Origin of the sequence: Amycolatopsis ponsaeliensis, assembly GCF_030182635.1 — a bacterium.
Taxonomy (GTDB): Bacteria; Actinomycetota; Actinomycetes; order Mycobacteriales; family Pseudonocardiaceae; genus Amycolatopsis; species Amycolatopsis ponsaeliensis.
Genome location: NZ_JAPZLD010000001.1, coordinates 503,392 through 521,506 on the forward strand (window position 1 = coordinate 503,392; position 18,115 = coordinate 521,506).

The window sequence follows — 18,115 nt, forward strand, 5'->3', positions numbered from 1 at the left end:
GCGCCGGTTCGTAGAGCAGTGTTCGTCTCCGCCCGGGCTGCCGACAAGCTGCTTGAACGCTGGGAAAAACGTCCACGTCAAACGTCGGGACCGCTGTGGGGGGCGTTGTTTCGTCCTGAGGTGAAACGTCGGGGGTGCGCCGGGTGGCGGTTGACGGTCAGTTCGACGTCTTACCGTCCGGCAGGAAAGTTTGCCGTTCCGCCGGGGTGAGTTCGCGGATCTTCCGTTCCCGGGCCAGCCGGCGGAGCTCGGGGGGACCCGAGCACACGGCGCAGCGCCAGATGCGGACGACGCCAGTGGTGTCGGCCGTCATCAGGCGCTGGTCGGGCACGAACGCCATCTGGCTGACCGCCGCGCCGATGCTGCGCAGGACCACGGGTTCGCCCTTGCCGTCCGGCTGCCACAGCCGGAGGGTGCCGTCCTGCCCGCTGCTGGCCAGCCAACCGCCGTCAGTGCTGAAGGAAACGCTCCACACCGCGCCGACGTGGCCGGTGAGGACCGCGTCCCGGCCGGTGGTGAGGTCCCAGACGTGGACCGTGCCGTCGTCGCCGGCGCTGGCGAGCCGGTGGCCGTCGGGTTGGTAGGCGAGGGAGTGGATGGGGCCGACGTGGCCGGTGAGGGTGGTGTGCTGTCCGGTGGTGGGGTTCCAGAGGTGGATGGTGCCGTCGTCGCCGGCGCTGGCGAGTTGGTGGCCGTCGGGGCTGTAGGCGATGCTGCGTACCGCGCCGACGTGGCCGGTGAGGACCGCGTCCCGGCCGGTGGTGAGGTCCCAGACGTGGACCGTGCCGTCGTCGGCGCCTGCAGCCACCTGTTCACCGTTCAGTACCACGTCGGACACCGCACCGTGCCCCGTCCTCAGCGTCTGTTGCCCGCCGAGCCCGGCTGGGTCCCAGGTCCGTAGGACACCGTCCTGGCCGACGCTCGCCACCTGGTTGCCATCCGGACTGAACGCGACACCCCAGATCGTTCCCGTGTGGCCGCTGAGCACGAGTGGATCGATGTTTCCGGTGGCACTCCAGACGCGGACCATGCCGTCGCTGCCGCCACTGGCCAGCACCTGTCCGTCGGGGCTGAACGCGACGGTCTCCACCGTTCCGTTGTGCCCGGCGAGAGCCAGCGGCTGGGGATCACCGGCGAGGTGCCAGATCCGGACCATGCTGTCGGTGCCGCCGCTGGCGAGTACCTGTCCGTCGGGGCTGAACGCGACGGTCTCCACCGCTCCGCCGTGCCCGGTGAGGGTCCGGGGCGCCGCGTCCCCGGTGACGGGCCAGAGCCGGATCACGCCGTCACTGCCTCCGCCGGCCACTTGCCGCCCGTCGGGGCTGAACGCGACGGACCGCGCCGCCGCAGGCTGTCGCAGCACCTGCGGTTGCTCGGTATCGGCCAGGTCCCAGATCCGGACCGTGCCGTCCTGACCCGCGCTCGCGAGCCGACGGCCGTCCGGGCTGAACGCCACGCCGCGTACCTCGCCGTCGTGACCACGCAGCAGGCGTGCCGGAACGTCGGCGTGGGCCGGGTCCCACACGGCGATGGTGCCATCCGGGGAGGCCGCCGCCAGGTACCGGTCGTCGGGGCTGAACACCGGGGCCGACGCCGGTCCGCGCAGTCCGCGGAGCAGGCGCGGTGGCGCCGGGGCCACCGACTGGCCCGTTGGCCACAGCCGCACTGTGCCGTCCGCCCCGCTGGTGGCCACCAGCCGGCCGGACCGGCTGAACGCCACACCGAACGCGGGGCCGTGGCCGGTCGGCGTGACGGCCCGGACCTTGTCGTCCGCGATGGCTTGGCGCAGCGCCGCGACGGCCTCGGCTGTGGGCGAGAGGTTCACGGCCTCGTCGGCCAGCAGCAGCGCGAGCTGGGGATCACGATCGAGCTGGCTGCGCACAGCGGCCGCGAGCTCCCGGGACTGGGCGATGTCGCGTTCGCCTGCCGTCCAGTTGATCTGCACGATCACCAGGAGAACCAGGACGGGCAGCACGACGACCATCGCTGCGCCCTTGATCGTGGTGAGGCGCAGGCGTCGGCGGCGCTCGGCCCGCTCGAGCGACTTCGTCGTCCGGCCGGCGGACAGGAACGCCCGCTCGAGGTCGTTCAGGCGGTTCTCGGGGAAGTCGTGGTAGGTGTCCAGTCGCAGTCCGCGGTACAGGAAACTGCCTTCACGGTCGTGCCGGTCCCATTCCGCGGCGGCTTCGGTCAGGCTCCGATGGCTGCGTAGCAGCTGGCGTTCTTCGATGAGCCAGGACCGCAGGGCCGGCCAGCCCCGGATCAGCGCCTCGTGCGTCACGGTGACGGTGTTCTCGTCGAGGGCGACCAAGCGGGCTTGCGCGAGCCGTTCCAGTACGGCGGCCATGGTTTTGCGTCTGCCGGTGCCGAGCAGTTCCTCGTGGTCGACCCGCCGACGCGTGTCTTCGGTCCCCTCGCCGAGCGCCGTCAGCCGGAGGAACACCTCCTTCGCGAGCTGCCTCTCCTCGGGGCCGAAGTCCTGGTATGCGTGGTCCGCGGTCTTCGCGATCGCGCCCCGGACTCCGCCCGCGGCCCGGTACGCGGCGAGGGTGAGGGTTTGGCCCCGGCGCCGGTGCCACGTCTCCAGGAGCGCGTGGGACACCAGCGGCAGGGCGTCCGGCTGGCCCGCGACCTCCGCGACGATCGTCTCGACCAGGCCCGCTTCCACCTTGAGTCCCTGGTGCTCGGCGGGGTTGACGATCACCGAGCGAAGCTGCTCCTCGGTCATCGCGCCGATCAGCACCTGGTGGTCCCGCAGGGCTTCCACCAGCGGCGGATGGTCCGCGCAGCGCCCGTAGAAGTCGGCCCGGACGCCGAGTACCACCTGGACGCGGTCGTCGGTCTCGACTGCCATGAGCAGCGCCTCGATGAACGCGGTCCGTTCCGTGGCGTCCTGGCAGAGGGTGAAGATCTCCTCGAACTGGTCGACCACGACGACCAGGCGCTTCGTCCGGTCTCCTGGCGCGACGAGATCGGCCGGAGGATGCGCGCCGGGGGAGAGCAGCACGGTCGTCACGTCGGGATCCCGCTCCCGCAACGCGGGGATCAGGCCGGCGCGAAGCAGGGAGGACTTTCCGCTCCCGGACGGGCCGAAGACCGCGACGAACGACGACTCGGCCAGGTTTTCGCACAGTTGCTCGACCAGTGGCCGGCGGCCGAAGAAGAGGTTCGCGTCGGCGGGTTCGAAGGTGGTCAGGCCCAGGTACGGCGGCTTCCGCTCCTGCCTGGACGACGGTTCGGACGCCAGTGCGTCGGCCGCGGCCCGCCACCGGGCGGACCATACGGCCGGGTCGGCTCCGCACGCCTTGACGTAAGCCAGCGTGACCTCGATGGTCGGCATCTTTTCGCCCCTGGCGGCCGCGGCCAGCGCGGTCAGCGAATAGTGCGAGCGACGAGACAATTCTCGGTAGCTCGGCTTTCCGACCGAGTGGCGAAGTGTTCTCAACTCGAGTGCGAACTGTTGCACCGGTCCTGCCGTGGTGTCGATCGCTCGTTCCGGACGCCCCACCAGTCGCTCCTCATCCGTCCGTCCGATCGGCGCCCCTCGCCCGGCCCCCGATGCCCTGGATGTTGCCATGTAACACCATCTTGGTTCCGTGAGATCACTAGTGAGTTTGCGGCATCCGGCCCAGCCGACTCCGCTGTTCGGCGGAGGTTTGTGCTGGAATTGTTTGTTCGCGCAGGTCGATGCCTGTGCACAACACCGCTTCCGCTGGAGACTGACGATCGTCGATGGGGCGGACCCGGTGGTGCGGTGGTGTGGGAACCCCGGCTGGTGTCGCATTCGTCGGCCCTCGATCGGGAGGTGTCAGAAAAAACCGAACAGCAAGAGGTCGAAAGAATCGAATCGATCCGACGCAGACGAATTCGTGTCATCGCACCGAACAGGCGTGTCGTCCTGGGCCTGGAACCGGACGCGGTGGCGAATTCGAGGATCTTCTTGGGGGTCTGCATGTTGCGAATTCATTTCACGGCGCACGATCTGGCCGGTTTGCGCATGGTGTCGAATCTGGGGCCGGTGGTCGAAAGCGTCTTTGCGCTTGATCTTTTCGGGTACAAGGGAGGTGCGGCCTTCATCGGCTGGCGCAAGCAGGTGAGCCGGCAGCTGGGCCCGGGCCTGGGACCGGTACGGCACCTGATCGCCGAACGGCGGCCGGTGCCCGAACTCCTGGCTTTGCTCGACCGGTCGGGCGAGGGCGGCGAAGACGATGCCGTCCGGCAGCGACTGACGGCGACGGTCTTCGAGTTCTGCCAGGCCGCCGTCATCCCGTACTGGGACGGCGTGCGCGACCACCTCGACTCCGTGCGGGAAGCCCGGGGCCGGATCGCGATCGCTCGCGGCGTCGACGGGCTGCTCTGCACGCTGCATCCCAAGATCCGGTGGAATCCACCCTACCTGGAGGTGCCCGCCGAGGAGGACGCCGAGGTGCGGCTGGACGGACACGGTCTCGTCCTCAGCCCGTCGCTGTTCCTCCGCGGCGCGGCGCGCGTGGTGCCGGCCGAGGACGGGCGGACGAGCAGGCCGGCCCTGGTGTTCTCGGTGCCGATCGGCGGCACGGTGATCGCTGCCATGAACGACGGGGAACGGGTGCACGAGAAGGCGCTGGGCGCGCTTGTCGGGCACACCCGGGCGGCGGCGCTGCGCGTGCTCACGGTCAGCTGCACCACCAGTGAGCTTTCCGAGCGGCTCGGTGTTTCGCTGGCCGGCGCCAGCAAGCACGCGACCGTGCTGCGGCGTGCGGGACTCGTGACCACCGAACGCACCCGCAACACGGCACTGCACAGCCTCACCGCGCTCGGCATGGCGCTGCTCGGGCTCGATGAGCAGGCACGAATACCCCACGCCGTGGCCCCCGCCTCGGCGAAGGTCATCCACGGATCGGCCCGGCGCCGAAGTGCGGTGCCGGCCAGCCGGTTCGGGCTGTGAAGAAAGGGATGAGCACATGACCAACCCGTTCGACGATCCCGATGGCCGCTACCTGGTGCTGGTCAACGACGAGGGTCAGCATTCGCTGTGGCCGTCGTTCGCGCCGGTGCCGGCGGGCTGGACGGTCGCGCTGGCGGAGACCGACCGGCAGTCGGCTCTCGACCACGTCAGTGCGCACTGGACCGACTTGAGGCCGCGGAGCCTGGCCGAAGCGATGGACGCCGCGGCGGAAGGCTGACCGGATGGGTGTGGACGCACTGGCTTCCACACCCACCGGCGGTTCCACCGGCGATGGGTTTCCGAGACGAGGGAAGAGTGTCGTGGGCAGAGACCGTGGGTGCGCCGAGTCCGATCGGGCGCCCGGCAACGGGTGGCAGGCGATGGCTCGTGGCCCGCGCTGGTTCCTGACGTCGGCGTGGCCGTGGCGGTCGTTCGGCTACTTGTCCTGCGGTGCGCTCGTGGCCGCCGGGATCCTGGTCGTGATGGACAACTGGCTGAGCCTGGTGGACACCGCGCCCGGATTCCTGACCGTGGTCGTGGCGATCCTGCTGACCGATGCGGTACTGGCCGTTCCGCTGGCCGGCGCCGAGCGGCGGCGGTTGCGGCTGGTGGACCGGGAGCCGGTCGAGGACCCGCACGCGTTGCTCGTCCTCCCCCGGATGGTGACGTGGGCGCTGGTCCGCTTGGGCGAGGCGGCGACCTGGCGGGAGTTCGGCTACGCCATCGCGTTCACCGTCGTTCTCCCGTTCCTGGACCTCGCCTGCGTGGTGCTGGCGCTCGTCGCGGTGCTCCTGATCGCTGCGCCCGTGCTGGAACTGCTTCCCGGCGTCGAACCCCTGGTGATCCTCGGCCGGCCGGTCACCACGATGGACGGCCGGGCCGTGGTCGTGCTGGCCGGCTTGGTGCTGTTGCCGGTCGCGGCGTACGCGGTCACGGTGATCGCGGCCGGCCAGGCCTCGTTCGCCCGGCTCTTGCTCACTCCGAGGGATGCCGAACTCGCCGCGCGCGTCCGGGAGCTGACGCGGTCGAGGACGCGGCTGGTCGACGCCTTCGAGGCGGAACGCGCGCGGATCGAGCGCGACCTGCACGACGGCGCGCAGCAACGGCTGGTCGCCCTGACGATGACCCTCGGCGTGGCGGAGCTGGAACTGCGCGGCACGGTGGGCGCCGGGGGCAGCCTGGTGGCCAAGGCCCGGCGGGAGGCCGAAGGAGTGCTCGCCGAGCTGCGCGACCTGATCCGGGGCATCCACCCGCAGATCCTCACCGACCGCGGGATCGAGGCCGCGGTGGTGGAGATCGCCGACCGCTGCGCGATCCCGGTGAGCGTGCGTGTCACGGTGCCCGGGCGCCTCGCCGCCGCGGTCGAAGCCGTGGCTTATTTCGCGGTCAGCGAAGGGATCGCCAACGTCGTCAAGCACAGCGGGGCGGCGCGCGCGGAGGTCACCGGCCGCCGGCTGCGGGACAGACTCGTGTTGACGATCGTCGACGACGGACTCGGCGGAGCGCACCCCGGCGGCGGCTCGGGCCTGCAGGGGCTGGCCGACCGCGTCGCCGTGGTGGGCGGCAGGCTCATGCTGCGCAGTCCGCACGGCGGACCGACCGAACTGATCGTGGAGCTCCCGTGGTACCCACCGGACTGCGCATAGTCCTCGCGGAGGACTCCGTCCTCCTGCGTGAAGGGCTCGTCGAACTCCTCGAGCGGTTCGGCCACCATGTCGTCGCCGCGGTCGGCGACGCCGAGCGCCTGCTGGTGGCGGTGGGCGAGCACCGGCCGGACGTCGTCGTGACCGACATGCGGATGCCGCCCGGCTTCACCGACGAGGGGATGCGGGCCGCGGTCGCCCTGCGCGCGGCCCACCCGAACGTCGGCATCCTGGTCCTCACCCAGTACGTGGCGACTGCGTACGCGTTCGAGCTGCTCGAACTGGACGTGGCCGCCGGCGGCGGCCTCGGATACCTGCTCAAGGATCGGGTCGGGGCCGTGATCGAGCTCGTCGAAGCGGTGGAGCGGATCGCGGCGGGCAGCACTGTCGTCGACCCGGACGTCGTGCGGCAACTGCTGGACCGGCGTCGTCCCGACCGGCCGCTCGACCGGCTCACCACGCGGGAGCGCGAGGTGCTGGGGCTGATGGCGGAGGGCAAGACGAACTCGGGTATCGCCGCCGCGCTGTGCGTCAGCCAGGCGGCCGTCGCCAAGAACATCGGGGCGATCTTCACAAAACTCGATCTCAGTGAGGCCTGTGGGCATCGCCGGGTGCTCGCCGTGCTGAGCTACCTGCGGGGCTGACCGGCCCCGGGTGGGGCCGGCCCGCGGGGAACCTGCTGGGGGTCAGGCGTCGCGGGCCGGCGTGTTCCCCGTGTCGTGGGGGAACCCTGCGGAGAAGCCCCGGTGCGGGAAGGGCTTCCCTTTGAGGGAACCACCACGGCCGCGCGACGTCGGTAGTGCAGGGTGGAGTTCGAGGGTAGTACGAGGTTTGCCGCCGAACGGGTGACCTGGGCCGGCCCGCGTGTTTCACGGGGAAGGCAAGGACGTGGTGCCGGTCCGCCGGTCCCGGCGAGGATGACAGCGGCCGGTGCCCCGGCCGCTCCGTGACGGCCGCCGGACCGGTGTCGTCCCGACCCGGCGCAGGTGCTGATGATCGCGATGCGGCAAGCCCGGCGGCCCGCCGCCTTCAGGTGGCCGGTCGGCCCTTCCCGGTGGTGGCCGGGGAAACTCGATGAACTGCTGAAGTTCGCCGTGACCGGCGCCCTCTGCTGGGTCGCCGACACTGGCGTCGTGTACACCCTCAAGCTCACGGTGCTCGGGGAGAAGCCGCTGACCGCTAGGGTCATCGGGGTGGTCGTGGCCACTTTGGCCTCCTACGGCCTGAACCGCGAGTGGTCGTTCCGGACGCGAGGTGGGCGGCCGTGGCGCAGTGAGCTGACGCTGTTCCTGGTGTGCAGCGCGATCGGGGTGGCGCTCACCGTATTGCCGCAGGCCGTTTCGCTTTATCTGCTGGGAATCCGGGTGCCCCGGGTCGGCCCGGCCACCCAGGCACTGGCCAATTTCTTCACTGGCCAGGTCTTGGGCGTGCTGCTCGCCACGGGTTTCCGGTTCTGGGCCTTCCGGCGGTTCGTCTTCCCGGAAGCGGACGCGCGCGACCGGAACGGAGGGCCGGCGGCTTGACCGGCCGACCCGACCACCCAGTTTCGCCGGCGAGTCAAGGACGTGGTCTCCGGGAGTGCCGTCGAGCAGGATTCGAACAGCCACCACCACCGACGTCATGGAGGACACCAAGGGTGCTGGAACTACGGCTGAACGAAGCGGACATCGACGCGATCGACGCGATCGCTCGCGAGGTGTCCGGACGCTGCGAAACGGTCGAGTCGCTCGAATTCCAGAAGGAGAGCCGGCTCTACGCCGACGAACTGCCGCGCCGGATCCGCGCGGCGGTCAACGACTACCGCCTCACCGAGGCACACGGCGCGCTGCTGATATCCGGCCTGCCGGTCGACGACGCGGGAATCGGCCCGACGCCGGCGCACTGGGCAGAGAAGCCGGTGCCGTCCCCCACCCTGCGCCACGACATCGCCTTCTTCCTGATCTCCTGCCTTCTCGGCGAGCCGATCGCGTGGGCGACCCAGCAGGACGGCTACACCATGCACGACGTCCTGCCGATCAAGGGACACGAGAAGGAGCAGATCGGCTCCGGCAGTGAGGAGTTGCTGACCTGGCACACCGAAGACGCGTACCACCCGCTCCGCACCGACTACCTCGGGCTGATGTGCCTGCGCAATCCGGACGCGGTCGAGACCACGATGGCCGACATCGCCGACGTCAAGGTCGGGGACGCGGCCCGCGAGGTCCTGTCGGGCAAGCGCTTTCCCGTGATTCCGGACCACTCGCACCGGTCCGGCAACCAGGGCGAGGACGGCGACGAGGACCCGCGGGTGGCCGAGCTCCGGGCTCGCAGCTACGCGCAGGTGGAGCGGGCACTGTCCGAGCCGGAGCCCGTGGCGGTCCTGTTCGGCGCGCCCGACTCGCCTTACCTGCGCCTCGACCCCGCCTTCATGCCCGAACTCCCGGCGGGGGAGGAGAAGACGGCGTTCGACGAGATCTGCGCGGCCATCGACGCGGCGATCACCGGCGTGGTCCTGGCACCGGGGGACATCGTCTTCGTCGACAACTACCGGATGGTGCACGGCCGCAAGCCGTTCCGTGCGCGGTTCGACGGCTCCGACCGCTGGCTGCGCCGGCTGAACATCACCCGGGACCTCCGCCGGTCGCGAGCGAACCGCGTCTCGGCCGAATCCCGCGTCATCTACTGATCTGCCCCGGTCGGAACCCGCCGGCCGCGATCGTGATCGAACACATGGCCTTCCTATCCCGGCGGCCTTCCGGTCTCCGGTGAGTTCCCGCGCCGCGGGAGCTCCAAGCACGAACCGCCCAACCTTCCACTCGTGAGGTGCTTGTGAACAGAATGCTGCAGACCCCGGCCGTTTCGCGGTCGGGCGACGTGCCCGTCGAGAACTTGACCCAGTTCGAGTACCTGGCGTTGAACAGCCCCCTCAACCTGGCCGACGGCCACGCCCGGCAGGAGCTGACGCCGGCCCAGAGCAAGGTCATCGGCGAGCTGCCCGACATGTTCGCCGAGGCCGCCGAGCGGCCGGTCGCCGAAATCGAGCGCGAAGCGTGCGACATGTTCTTCACCGCACTCGGCCAGCGCAGCCACCCGTCCGCCGGTGACCGGGTGCTCAGCTGCTACTCGTCTTCGCTGGCCATGGAGATCTACGCCCGGTCCCTGGTCACCGGGACCGACGCGATCGCCCTCATCCACCCGACGTTCGACAACATCCCGGACATCCTCCGGGGAGTCGGCCTGCGGCTGGTGCCCGTGGAGGAGGAGCAGATCCACGACGCCGATCTGACACCCGAACTGCTCGCCTCGGTCGGCGCGGTGTTCGTCACGACGCCCAACAACCCGACCGGCCGGGTGCTGGGTGAAGAGCGGCTGCGCCGGCTGGCCGAGCAGTGCGCCGAGCACGACGTGGTGCTGACGCTGGACACGTCGTTCCGCGGGTTCGACCCCGACGCCCAGTACGACCACTACGAGGTGCTGGAAGCCAGTGGCTGCCGCTGGGTGGTCATCGAGGACACCGGCAAGCTGTGGCCGACCCTGGAGCTCAAGATCGGCTGGCTGGCCTTCTCGGCCAACGCGGGCCTGCCACTGGCCAAGATCCACTCCGACATCCTGCTCGGCGTTTCCCCCCTGATCCTGTTGCTGGTCAGGCGATTCGCCGCGGACGCCGCCGAGGGTGGGCTCACCGACCTGCACCGGTTCATCGCCGAGAACCGCGCGGTTCTGCGCACCAGGCTGGCCGATGTCCCCGACACCTGGTTCGTCGACGAGCACAGCAGGGTGAGCGTGGACCGGCTGCACGTGGGTTCCCGCCTCGGGCTGGACGTCTGGTCCGCCTTGCGCTCGCACAACCTGTACGCGCTGCCGTGCCAGAAGTTCCACTGGGCCCGTCCGTCCGAAGGCGACCACACGCTCCGCATCGCCTTGTCCCGCAGCCCGCTGTCCATCGCCCGGGCCGGCCAGGCTTTGCGGTCGGTACTGCTGGAGGACGGATGACCCTGCTCTCGGCCGGCTCACCGCCGGCCAGTGCGGCGGGACCGCTGTCGCACTCCCGGCAGTGGCGCCCCGAGGTGGTGCAGGCCGTCCCGCCGCCCGGCGCGGTGGACCTCGGCCCCGGTTACCTCGACCCGGCGCTGCTCCCGGTCGACCTGCTCAAGAACGCCTACGGCCAGGCGCTGGAAGAGTTCGGCTCGGCCGCGCTCGGGTACGGCGCCGACCCCGGCGCGCGGCTGCTGCGCGAGTGCGTCGCGGCCCGGGCCACCGCGGCGGACGGCCGGTGGTGCGACCCGGACCAGGTGCTGATCACGGCGGGCACCTCGCAGGCACTCCAGCTGGTCAGCACCGCCATGGCGGTGCCGGGACAGGTGGTGCTGACCGACCGGACGTCGTACGACTTCGGCCGGCGGATCATCACCGACCAGGGGTTGCGGCTGCGTGCGGTCGACGGGGACGAAGGCGGCATGTCCCCGCGGGCCCTGCACGACGCACTGAGCGCCGTCCGGGCCGCGGGCGGCACGCCGGCGTTCGCCTACGTCAACCCGACGCACCACAACCCGACCGGGACGACGCTGGACCTGGCCCGCCGGGAGGAACTGCTGGCCGTCGCGGCCCGGCACGACCTGCTGGTCGTCGAGGACGACGCCTACGCCGAGCTGACGCTGGCCGACACCGCCCCACCGAGCTCGCTGGCCGCCCTGGCCCGCCACGCCGGGGTCGTCCGCCTCGGCACATTCGCGAAGACGCTGGCGCCGGGATTGCGGCTCGGCTGGCTGCAGGCCCACCACTCGGTGGCCGACCGGCTCGTGCGACGCGGGTTGTTCGTCAGCGGCGGGTGCCTGAACCACCTCACGTCACTGGCCGTCGCGGTCCTCCTGCGGGACGGCCACTACGACCGGCACTTGCGGTGGTTGCGGCGGGAGCTCAAAACCCGCCGCGACGCGCTCGTGGCAGCACTGCGGGCGAATCCGGCCTGTCGGGCCGAGTTCGACCGGCCGGCGGGCGGCTTCTTCCTCTGGCTCCGGTTTCCCGCCGGACGATCGGAAGCCGAACTGGTGTCGACGGCCGCGGACGCCGGGGTGACGGTGGCCGCGGGGTCCCGGTTCGGCGAGGTGACCCGGCCGAGCATCCGCCTCGCGTACAGCTTCAACCCACCGGAGCGCCTGGCCACGGCGGCGTCGCTGCTGGCCGGCGCCTGGACCACGACAGGGAACCCGTCATGACATCCAGCTTCACCACCGCCATCGGCGCCGGCCCGTCCGGCTACAGCCTGCCGCTGTCGCCTTCAGGCGGATCGGCGGCGCTCACCCCGCCTCCATGGCACTTCGCCGGCGAGGTGATCATGGTGGACTACCGCGTGGACCCCGCCGTGGCGGCCGCGTTCCTGCCCCCCGAGCTCGACGCCGGCACCGATCCCGGTGCGGCCGCCGCGGTGTTCGCCCAGTGGCAGTGGTGCTCGGCGTCCGGGGCGGAGCTCGCCGTGCCCGACCGCTGCCGGTTCGGGGAGTTCCTGATCCTCCTCGGCTGCTCCCATCGGGGGCGGCCGCTGGCGCGCTGCCCCTACGCCTGGGTGGACCAGCCGGTGCCGATGCTGCGCGGCTGGGTCCAGGGCATGCCCAAGCAGCTCGGCGTCATCCACCAGACGATGCCGGTCCGGGTGGGCGAGGCGGGCCCGCGGCTCGGCGCCCCTGGCGGATTCACCGGCACGGCGTCGGTGCACGGGCAACGGATCGTCACCGCGACGGTGAACGTTTCCGGGCCGATCGCCGAGCCGCCGCCGCTGCACACCGTGCCGCTGGTGCACACGCGGATGTTCCCGGCTTGGCTGCCCGGGGAACAGCCACTGTCCCAACTGGTCACCTCGAAGGTCACCGGCGTCGAGTTCACCGAAATCTGGGCAGGACAGGCGTCCCTGGAGATCTTCGACGGGATCGACGCGGACCTGGGCCGCCTGCGACCCGTCGAAGTCGGGAGGGGCTACGTGTTCGGATACGCGGAGACGCTGTGCCACGGCGAGCCGCTGGAACCCGGCGGGAACCAGTGACCCGGGCGAAGGGAGGACGGCGTCATGACCGATGACCACGACGGCCTGACCGCGGTACACCTGCCGATCGGCGGATCCCGCCCGGGAACACCGGAAATGCTCCGGCGCACGCTGTCCTGGGAGCTCATCGACGCGCTTCGCGGATTCGGTGGAGACCCGTTCCCGATCCTGGTGGCCGCGTACCTGGTGCTGCTCGCGCGGTACGCGGACCGGCCGGACATCACGGTGGGCGCGGTCGACGACCTCCACCAGGTTCAGTCCACCGTGGACAATGGGGGCTCGTTCGGCGCGTTCCTCGAGACAGTGCGGGAAACGACCCCGCCGGGAACGCGGACGGTGGTGGCGCGTGTCGGTGGACCGGGGGGCCGGGCCGAGCTGGCGGTGACGTTCACCGATGATGGCGGCGAGCTCGGCTTCGCGATCCGGTACCCCAGGGAGCTGTTCGGCGGCGAGACCGTCGAGCGGCTGGCCGGGCGTTTCGAGGTACTGCTCGCGGGCGCCCTCGCTGACCCTGGACGCACGGCGGCCGCGTTGCCCGTGCTGACCGAGCCGGAGCGGCGGTGGCTCCTCGTGGACCGCAACGACACGGCGGCCCCCTACCCGGGCGACCGGAGCGTGGCGGAGCTGTTCGCCGAACAGGTGCGCGCCGTTCCCGGGGAGCCGGCCGTGGTCGCCGGTGGTACCACGCTCGGCTACGCCGAACTCGATGCCCGCGCGAACGGCTTGGCGCACCGGCTGGTTGCCGCCGGGGTACGGGCCGAGTCCCGGGTCGGCGTCCTGCTCGGCCGGTCGCCGCACGCCGTCGTGACGATGCTCGCCGTGCTCAAGGCCGGTGGAGCCTACGTGCCCCTGCACGACAGCTACCCGGATGACCGGATCCGCTGGGTGCTCGAGGACACCGGCGCGGTCGTCGTGGTCACCGATCAGGAGATGGAGGAGAAAGCCCGTGCGGCCGGTACACCGGTCGTCATCATGGACGAAACGTCCGCCGCCGGCGCGCGTCCGGATGGCCTGGCGGTGACTGTCCACCCGGGACAGCTGGCGTACGTGATGTACACGTCCGGCTCGACCGGCACGCCGAAGGGCGTGGCGGTGACCCACCGGAACGTCGCGAGCCTGGCGTGGGACCACCGGTTCCGCACGGGGGCGCACCGGTCCGTCCTCTTCCACTCCCCGCACGCCTTCGACGCCGCCACCTACGAACTCTGGACGCCGCTGCTCGCCGGCGGCCGGGTGGTCGTCGCCCCCGCCGAGCTGACCCCGCGGCTGCTGGCGAACCTCGTCGCCGAGCACCGGATGACCGCGATGTGGCTCACCGCCGGGTTGTTCGCCCACTTCGCCGACGAGTCGCCCGAGTGCTTCGCCGGACTGCGCGAGGTCTGGACCGGCGGAGAGGCGCCATCGCCGGCCGCCGTGGAGCGGGTGCGGGCCGCTTGTCCGGACACGACGATCGTCAACGGGTACGGGCCGACCGAAACGACGACCTTCGCGACGGCGCACCACCTGGACCGCGACCGGGTCCCGTCGAGCGGCCTGCCGATCGGGCGGCCGCTGGACAACATGCGGGCCTACGTGCTCGACGCCTTCCTGGAGCCGGTCCCGGCCGGCACCCGGGGCGAGCTGTACCTCGCCGGGGACGGCGTCGCGCGCGGCTACTTCGCCCGCCCCGGGCTCACCGCGGAGCGGTTCGTCGCCGACCCCTTCACCCCGGGAGGCCGGCTGTACCGCACCGGCGATCGGGTGCGCTGGAACGGCGACGGCGAGCTGGAGTTCCTCGGCCGGGCCGACGCTCAGCTGAAGATCCGCGGCTTCCGCATCGAACCCGGGGAGATCGAGACGGCATTGCGTTCCCACGCCGGGGTTTCCGACGCCGTCGTGGTCGCCCGCGCGGCCGGCGCGACCCGGAGCTTGGTCGCCTACGTCGCGACGGGGCAGCAGGCCGGTGTCGACGAGCCGGGGCTGCGGAGCCATCTCTCCGGACGCTTGCCGGGTTTCCTGGTGCCGTCCCGGTTCGTCGTGCTGGAGAGCCTGCCGGTGAACGCCAACGGCAAGGTCGACCGAGCCGCGCTGCCGGACCCGGGACCGGTCGACGCGGCCGGGTTCACGGAGCCGCGGACCGAAACCGAACGGCTGCTGGCCGAGCTCTGGTCTGAAGTGCTCGGTGCCAGGCGGGTCGGCGTGACCGAAAACTTCGTCTCCCTCGGCGGGGATTCCATCCTCGCCATGAAGGTGGTGTCCCTGGCCCGGTCCCGTGGAATTCGCCTGACCGCGGCGGACGTTTTCGCCCGGCCGACCGTCGCGGACCTGGCCGCGATCGCGGGGGTGCAGTCTCCGCCGGTGGACGTTCCGCGTGGCGTTCACGCATCGCCGGCCGGTCTGCCGCCCGCGGTCCGTGACCTCGCCGGGGCCGGCGGCGAGATCGAAGACGCCTATCCGCTGACGGCCATGCAGAGCGGGATGCTGTTCGACGCCCTGCTGGCGCGCGATCCCGGCCTGCACCTGATCCGGTTCACCCTCACCGTGGACGGCGTTGACGACCCCGGGGCGCTGGAGCGGGCTTGGCAGCTGGCCGTGGCCGCGAACCCGGTGCTGCGCACCGCCGTGATCTGGGAGGGCGTCGACACCCCGCTGCAGATCGTGCACCGCCGGGTCACCATGCCCGTCACCAGGCTGGACTGGCGATCGCGCTCCGACGGCGAGCGGGGCCGGGAGCTGCGCCGGCTGCTCGACGACGACCGGGCTGCCGGGGTCGAGTTCACCCGGGCCCCTCTCACGCGGCTGACGATCGCCCGGGTCACGGACACCAGCGTCACGATGGTCTGGTCGATCCACCACATCCTCCTCGACGGCTGGAGTTCCACCGAGGTGATCGAGGACGTCTTGGCGCACTACGCCGCCCTGCGGAACGAACGTTCGCCGGAACCCGTTGCCCGCCAGGCGTTCCGCGACTATGCCACCTGGCTCGACAGGCAGGACCACACCGAGGCCGAGGGCTTCTGGCGGGAGCAGCTCGGCGGCTTCGCCACGCCGACGAAGCTGCCCGCCGACCGGCAGCCGGCCGCGGGCCACCGGCCGCGGGCCACCGAGTCGGTCGAGCTGACCGTGCCGGGCGCGACGGCGTCGGCACTCACCGCGTACGCCCGCCGCACCGGGTTGACGATGAACACGGTGGTCCAGGGAGCGTGGGCGATCCTGCTGTCCCGCTACAGCGGCGAGCGCGACGTGTGCTTCGGCAGCACGACGTCCGTGCGCGCGGCCGACCTCGACGACGCGCGTCCGGTCGTCGGGCTGCTCATCAACACCCCACCGGCCCGGGTGGCCGTCGACGACCACCGGGACCTGGGCGCCTGGCTTCGCGAGCTGCAGCGGAACCAGGTGGCCTGCCGCGAGTTCGCCTGGCTGCCGCTGTCCCGCATCCAGGCATGCGGCGATCTGCCGGCCGGGGTGAGCCTCTTCGACAGCATCGTGGTCTTCCAGAACTACCCGTTCGACCGGGGGCCGCGGCCGGCCGGCCACCGGCTGGTCTCCTTCGACGTCGAGTTCGGCCTGAGCTTCCCGCTCGGCCTCTGCGTGTTCCCCGGTGAGCCGACGGTGATGCGGCTGATCTACGACGCCGAGCTCTTCGACCGTGCCACGGTGGCGCGGATGCTCGAGCACCTCCTGGTCCTGCTGGGTTCCTTCGCCGACGCCGGTGCCATCGCCGGGCTCACCACGCTCACCGAGGGCGAACGCCGGACGATCCTGGCCGACTGGGCCGGTACGGGTACCGGCCGGCCGCCCGGCCGCGCGATCCACGAGGTGATCGCCGAGCGCGCCGCGCGCTGTCCGGACACCATCGCCGTCGAACTCGGTGACCGGCGGCTCTCGTACGCCGAGCTGGACCGCGCGGCGAACCGGCTCGCGCACCACCTGATCGACCTGGGTGCCGGAGGTGACGTGCCGGTGGGGCTCGCCTTCGAGCCGGGCCCGGATCTGGTCGCCGCGACGCTGGGTGTCCTCAAGTCCGGAGCCGCCTGCTTGCCGCTGGACCCGCACCACCCCCGGCGCCGGCTGAGCGCCGTCTTGGCCGAGGCCCGGCCGCTGGTGGTGCTGGCCGACGACCGGTTCGCGGCCCGGATCGCCGCGGCCGGCGGGCGGACACTGACCCCCGACCGGGCGGGCGGGCAGCCGGGGACCGACCCCGGCCGGACCTCCCGGCCGCGGGACCTCGCCCAGGTCGCGTACACGTCCGGACCGGACGGCCGGCCGGTCGGCGTGCTTCTCGAACACGGCTCGCTGACCACCGCGGTCACGGGCGCGGCCGAGGCGTGGCGGGCCGAACCGGAGCGGGTCTTTCTGCAGCGGCCGGCGGGATCCGGTGTCACCGTGGAGGGTTTCGCCACGTTGGCCACCGGAGGCACCGTCGTGGTCGCGCCCGCCGGGCAGCAGGTCTCGGCCGAGTGGCTCCGGGCGAACGCCGTGACGGCGGCCGATGTCCCGCTCGGCGTCCTGCGTACCTGGGAGCCCGAGGTCCTGCCGGAGCTGCGGACCGTCCGTGTCGGCGGCGAGCCGCTCACCGCCGGCCTCGCCGAGGCTTGGGCCGCCGGCCGCCGGCTGGTCAACGGCTACGGCGTCACCGAAGCCGGGGGCGTCGTCACCACGTGCGCGGTCGAGCCCGGGACCGGCCACGACCGCGTCCCGATCGGAGAACCGATCCCGGGCGCCCGGATCCATGTCCTGGACGCCAGGCTTTCGCCGGTCCCGGCCGGCGTGACCGGCGAGGTCTATGTCGGGGGACCCGGCGTGGCCCGCGGCTACCTCCGCCGTCCGGACCGGACGGCGGACCGCTTCGTCGCGGACCCTTTCGGGCCGCCGGGCTGCCGCCTGTACCGGACCGGGGACCTCGCCCGGTGGAGGGCGGACGGGACCTTGGAGTTCGCGGGGCGGACCGACCGTCAGGTGCGGGTCGGCGGCCTCCGAGCCGAGCCGGGCGAGGTGGAGAACCTCTTGGCGCGCCGCGACGACGTGACCGGCGCGGCGGTTCTCGTGCGCGAGGACGATGCCGGGACCAAGCGGCTGGTCGCCCAGGTGGTGCCCCGGCCCGGAACACCCGCACCGTCCGGTCGCGTGCTGAAGGCGTACCTCGCCGAGTTCCTGCCGGCCGCGCTGGTTCCGTCGGCGTTCCTGCTCGTGAAGAAGCTCCGGCCGGACGGCGGCGAGGCTGGGCACCGGACCCTCGCGGTGCCGGGCGGCGCCGAGCCTGTTTCCCCTCGCAATCCGACCGAACAGGCCCTGTGCCGGATCTGGTCCGAGGTGCTCGTCGTCGACCGGATTGGCGTCGAAGACGACTTCTTCCGCCTGGGCGGGGACTCCCTCACCAGCATCCGCCTGGTGGCGAGGATGCGGGAGGCCTTCGCCGTGGACCTGTCCCCCCAGGACCTGTTCGACCGGCCGAGGATCGCCGAACTGGCCGAGACGATCCAGGACCGGGTGCTCGAAAAACTGCTGTCCGTCCCCGCGGCCGGCGACTGAAGCCGGGCTCGAAAGGAA

11 protein-coding genes are annotated in these 18,115 nt (G+C 71.7%); 10 read left to right on the forward strand and 1 reads right to left on the reverse strand.

Annotation, left to right across the window (positions count from 1 at the left end; all coding sequences use genetic code 11):
- Positions 1-157: 157 nt before the first annotated feature.
- Positions 158-3,340 (reverse strand): nSTAND1 domain-containing NTPase, encoded by a 3,183-nt coding sequence (locus tag QQ657_RS02280; protein WP_284740321.1) that lies wholly within the window; start codon positions 3,338-3,340, stop codon positions 158-160.
- A 414-nt stretch (positions 3,341-3,754) separates the two neighbouring features.
- On the opposite strand from QQ657_RS02280, the gene QQ657_RS02285 reads away from it, so the two are divergent.
- From QQ657_RS02285 to QQ657_RS02330, 10 genes are all read left to right on the forward strand, one after another.
- Positions 3,755-4,927 carry an ArsR/SmtB family transcription factor gene (locus QQ657_RS02285; RefSeq protein ID WP_284740322.1) on the forward strand — a complete coding sequence of 391 codons (1,173 nt, stop codon included), beginning with the start codon at positions 3,755-3,757 and terminating at the stop codon, positions 4,925-4,927.
- A 16-nt stretch (positions 4,928-4,943) separates the two neighbouring features.
- On the forward strand, positions 4,944-5,165 hold the full coding sequence (locus QQ657_RS02290; RefSeq protein WP_284740323.1) for an MbtH family protein: 222 nt from the start codon (positions 4,944-4,946) through the stop codon (positions 5,163-5,165).
- A gap of 82 nt (positions 5,166-5,247) precedes the next feature.
- Positions 5,248-6,573, forward strand: a complete 1,326-nt coding sequence (locus QQ657_RS02295) for a sensor histidine kinase (protein WP_284740324.1) — start codon at positions 5,248-5,250, stop codon at positions 6,571-6,573.
- On the forward strand, positions 6,564-7,214 hold the full coding sequence (locus tag QQ657_RS02300) for a response regulator transcription factor (RefSeq protein ID WP_284740437.1): 651 nt from the start codon (positions 6,564-6,566) through the stop codon (positions 7,212-7,214). The genes QQ657_RS02295 and QQ657_RS02300 overlap by 10 nt, the downstream gene beginning before the upstream one ends.
- Before the next feature lie 357 nt (positions 7,215-7,571).
- Entirely contained in the window at positions 7,572-8,093 is a 522-nt protein-coding gene (locus QQ657_RS02305) for a GtrA family protein (RefSeq protein ID WP_434056713.1), read from the forward strand.
- Between the two features lie 113 nt (positions 8,094-8,206).
- Positions 8,207-9,235: a guanitoxin biosynthesis L-enduracididine beta-hydroxylase GntD gene (gntD, locus tag QQ657_RS02310; RefSeq protein WP_284740325.1), complete on the forward strand. Its 1,029-nt coding sequence runs from the start codon at positions 8,207-8,209 to the stop codon at positions 9,233-9,235.
- A gap of 152 nt (positions 9,236-9,387) precedes the next feature.
- The gene (gene mppP / locus QQ657_RS02315; RefSeq protein WP_284740326.1) at positions 9,388-10,542 is read left to right on the forward strand and encodes an enduracididine biosynthesis enzyme MppP; all 1,155 of its coding nucleotides are present in this window, start codon (positions 9,388-9,390) and stop codon (positions 10,540-10,542) included.
- A complete protein-coding gene (locus QQ657_RS02320; RefSeq protein WP_284740327.1) occupies positions 10,539-11,765 on the forward strand; it encodes an aminotransferase class I/II-fold pyridoxal phosphate-dependent enzyme in 1,227 nt (408 codons plus the stop codon). The genes mppP and QQ657_RS02320 overlap by 4 nt, the downstream gene beginning before the upstream one ends.
- On the forward strand, positions 11,762-12,586 hold the full coding sequence (gene mppR / locus QQ657_RS02325; RefSeq protein ID WP_284740328.1) for an enduracididine biosynthesis enzyme MppR: 825 nt from the start codon (positions 11,762-11,764) through the stop codon (positions 12,584-12,586). The genes QQ657_RS02320 and mppR overlap by 4 nt, the downstream gene beginning before the upstream one ends.
- Positions 12,587-12,610: 24 nt before the next feature.
- A complete protein-coding gene (locus QQ657_RS02330; protein WP_284740329.1) occupies positions 12,611-18,097 on the forward strand; it encodes a non-ribosomal peptide synthetase in 5,487 nt (1,828 codons plus the stop codon).
- Positions 18,098-18,115: the final 18 nt, after the last annotated feature.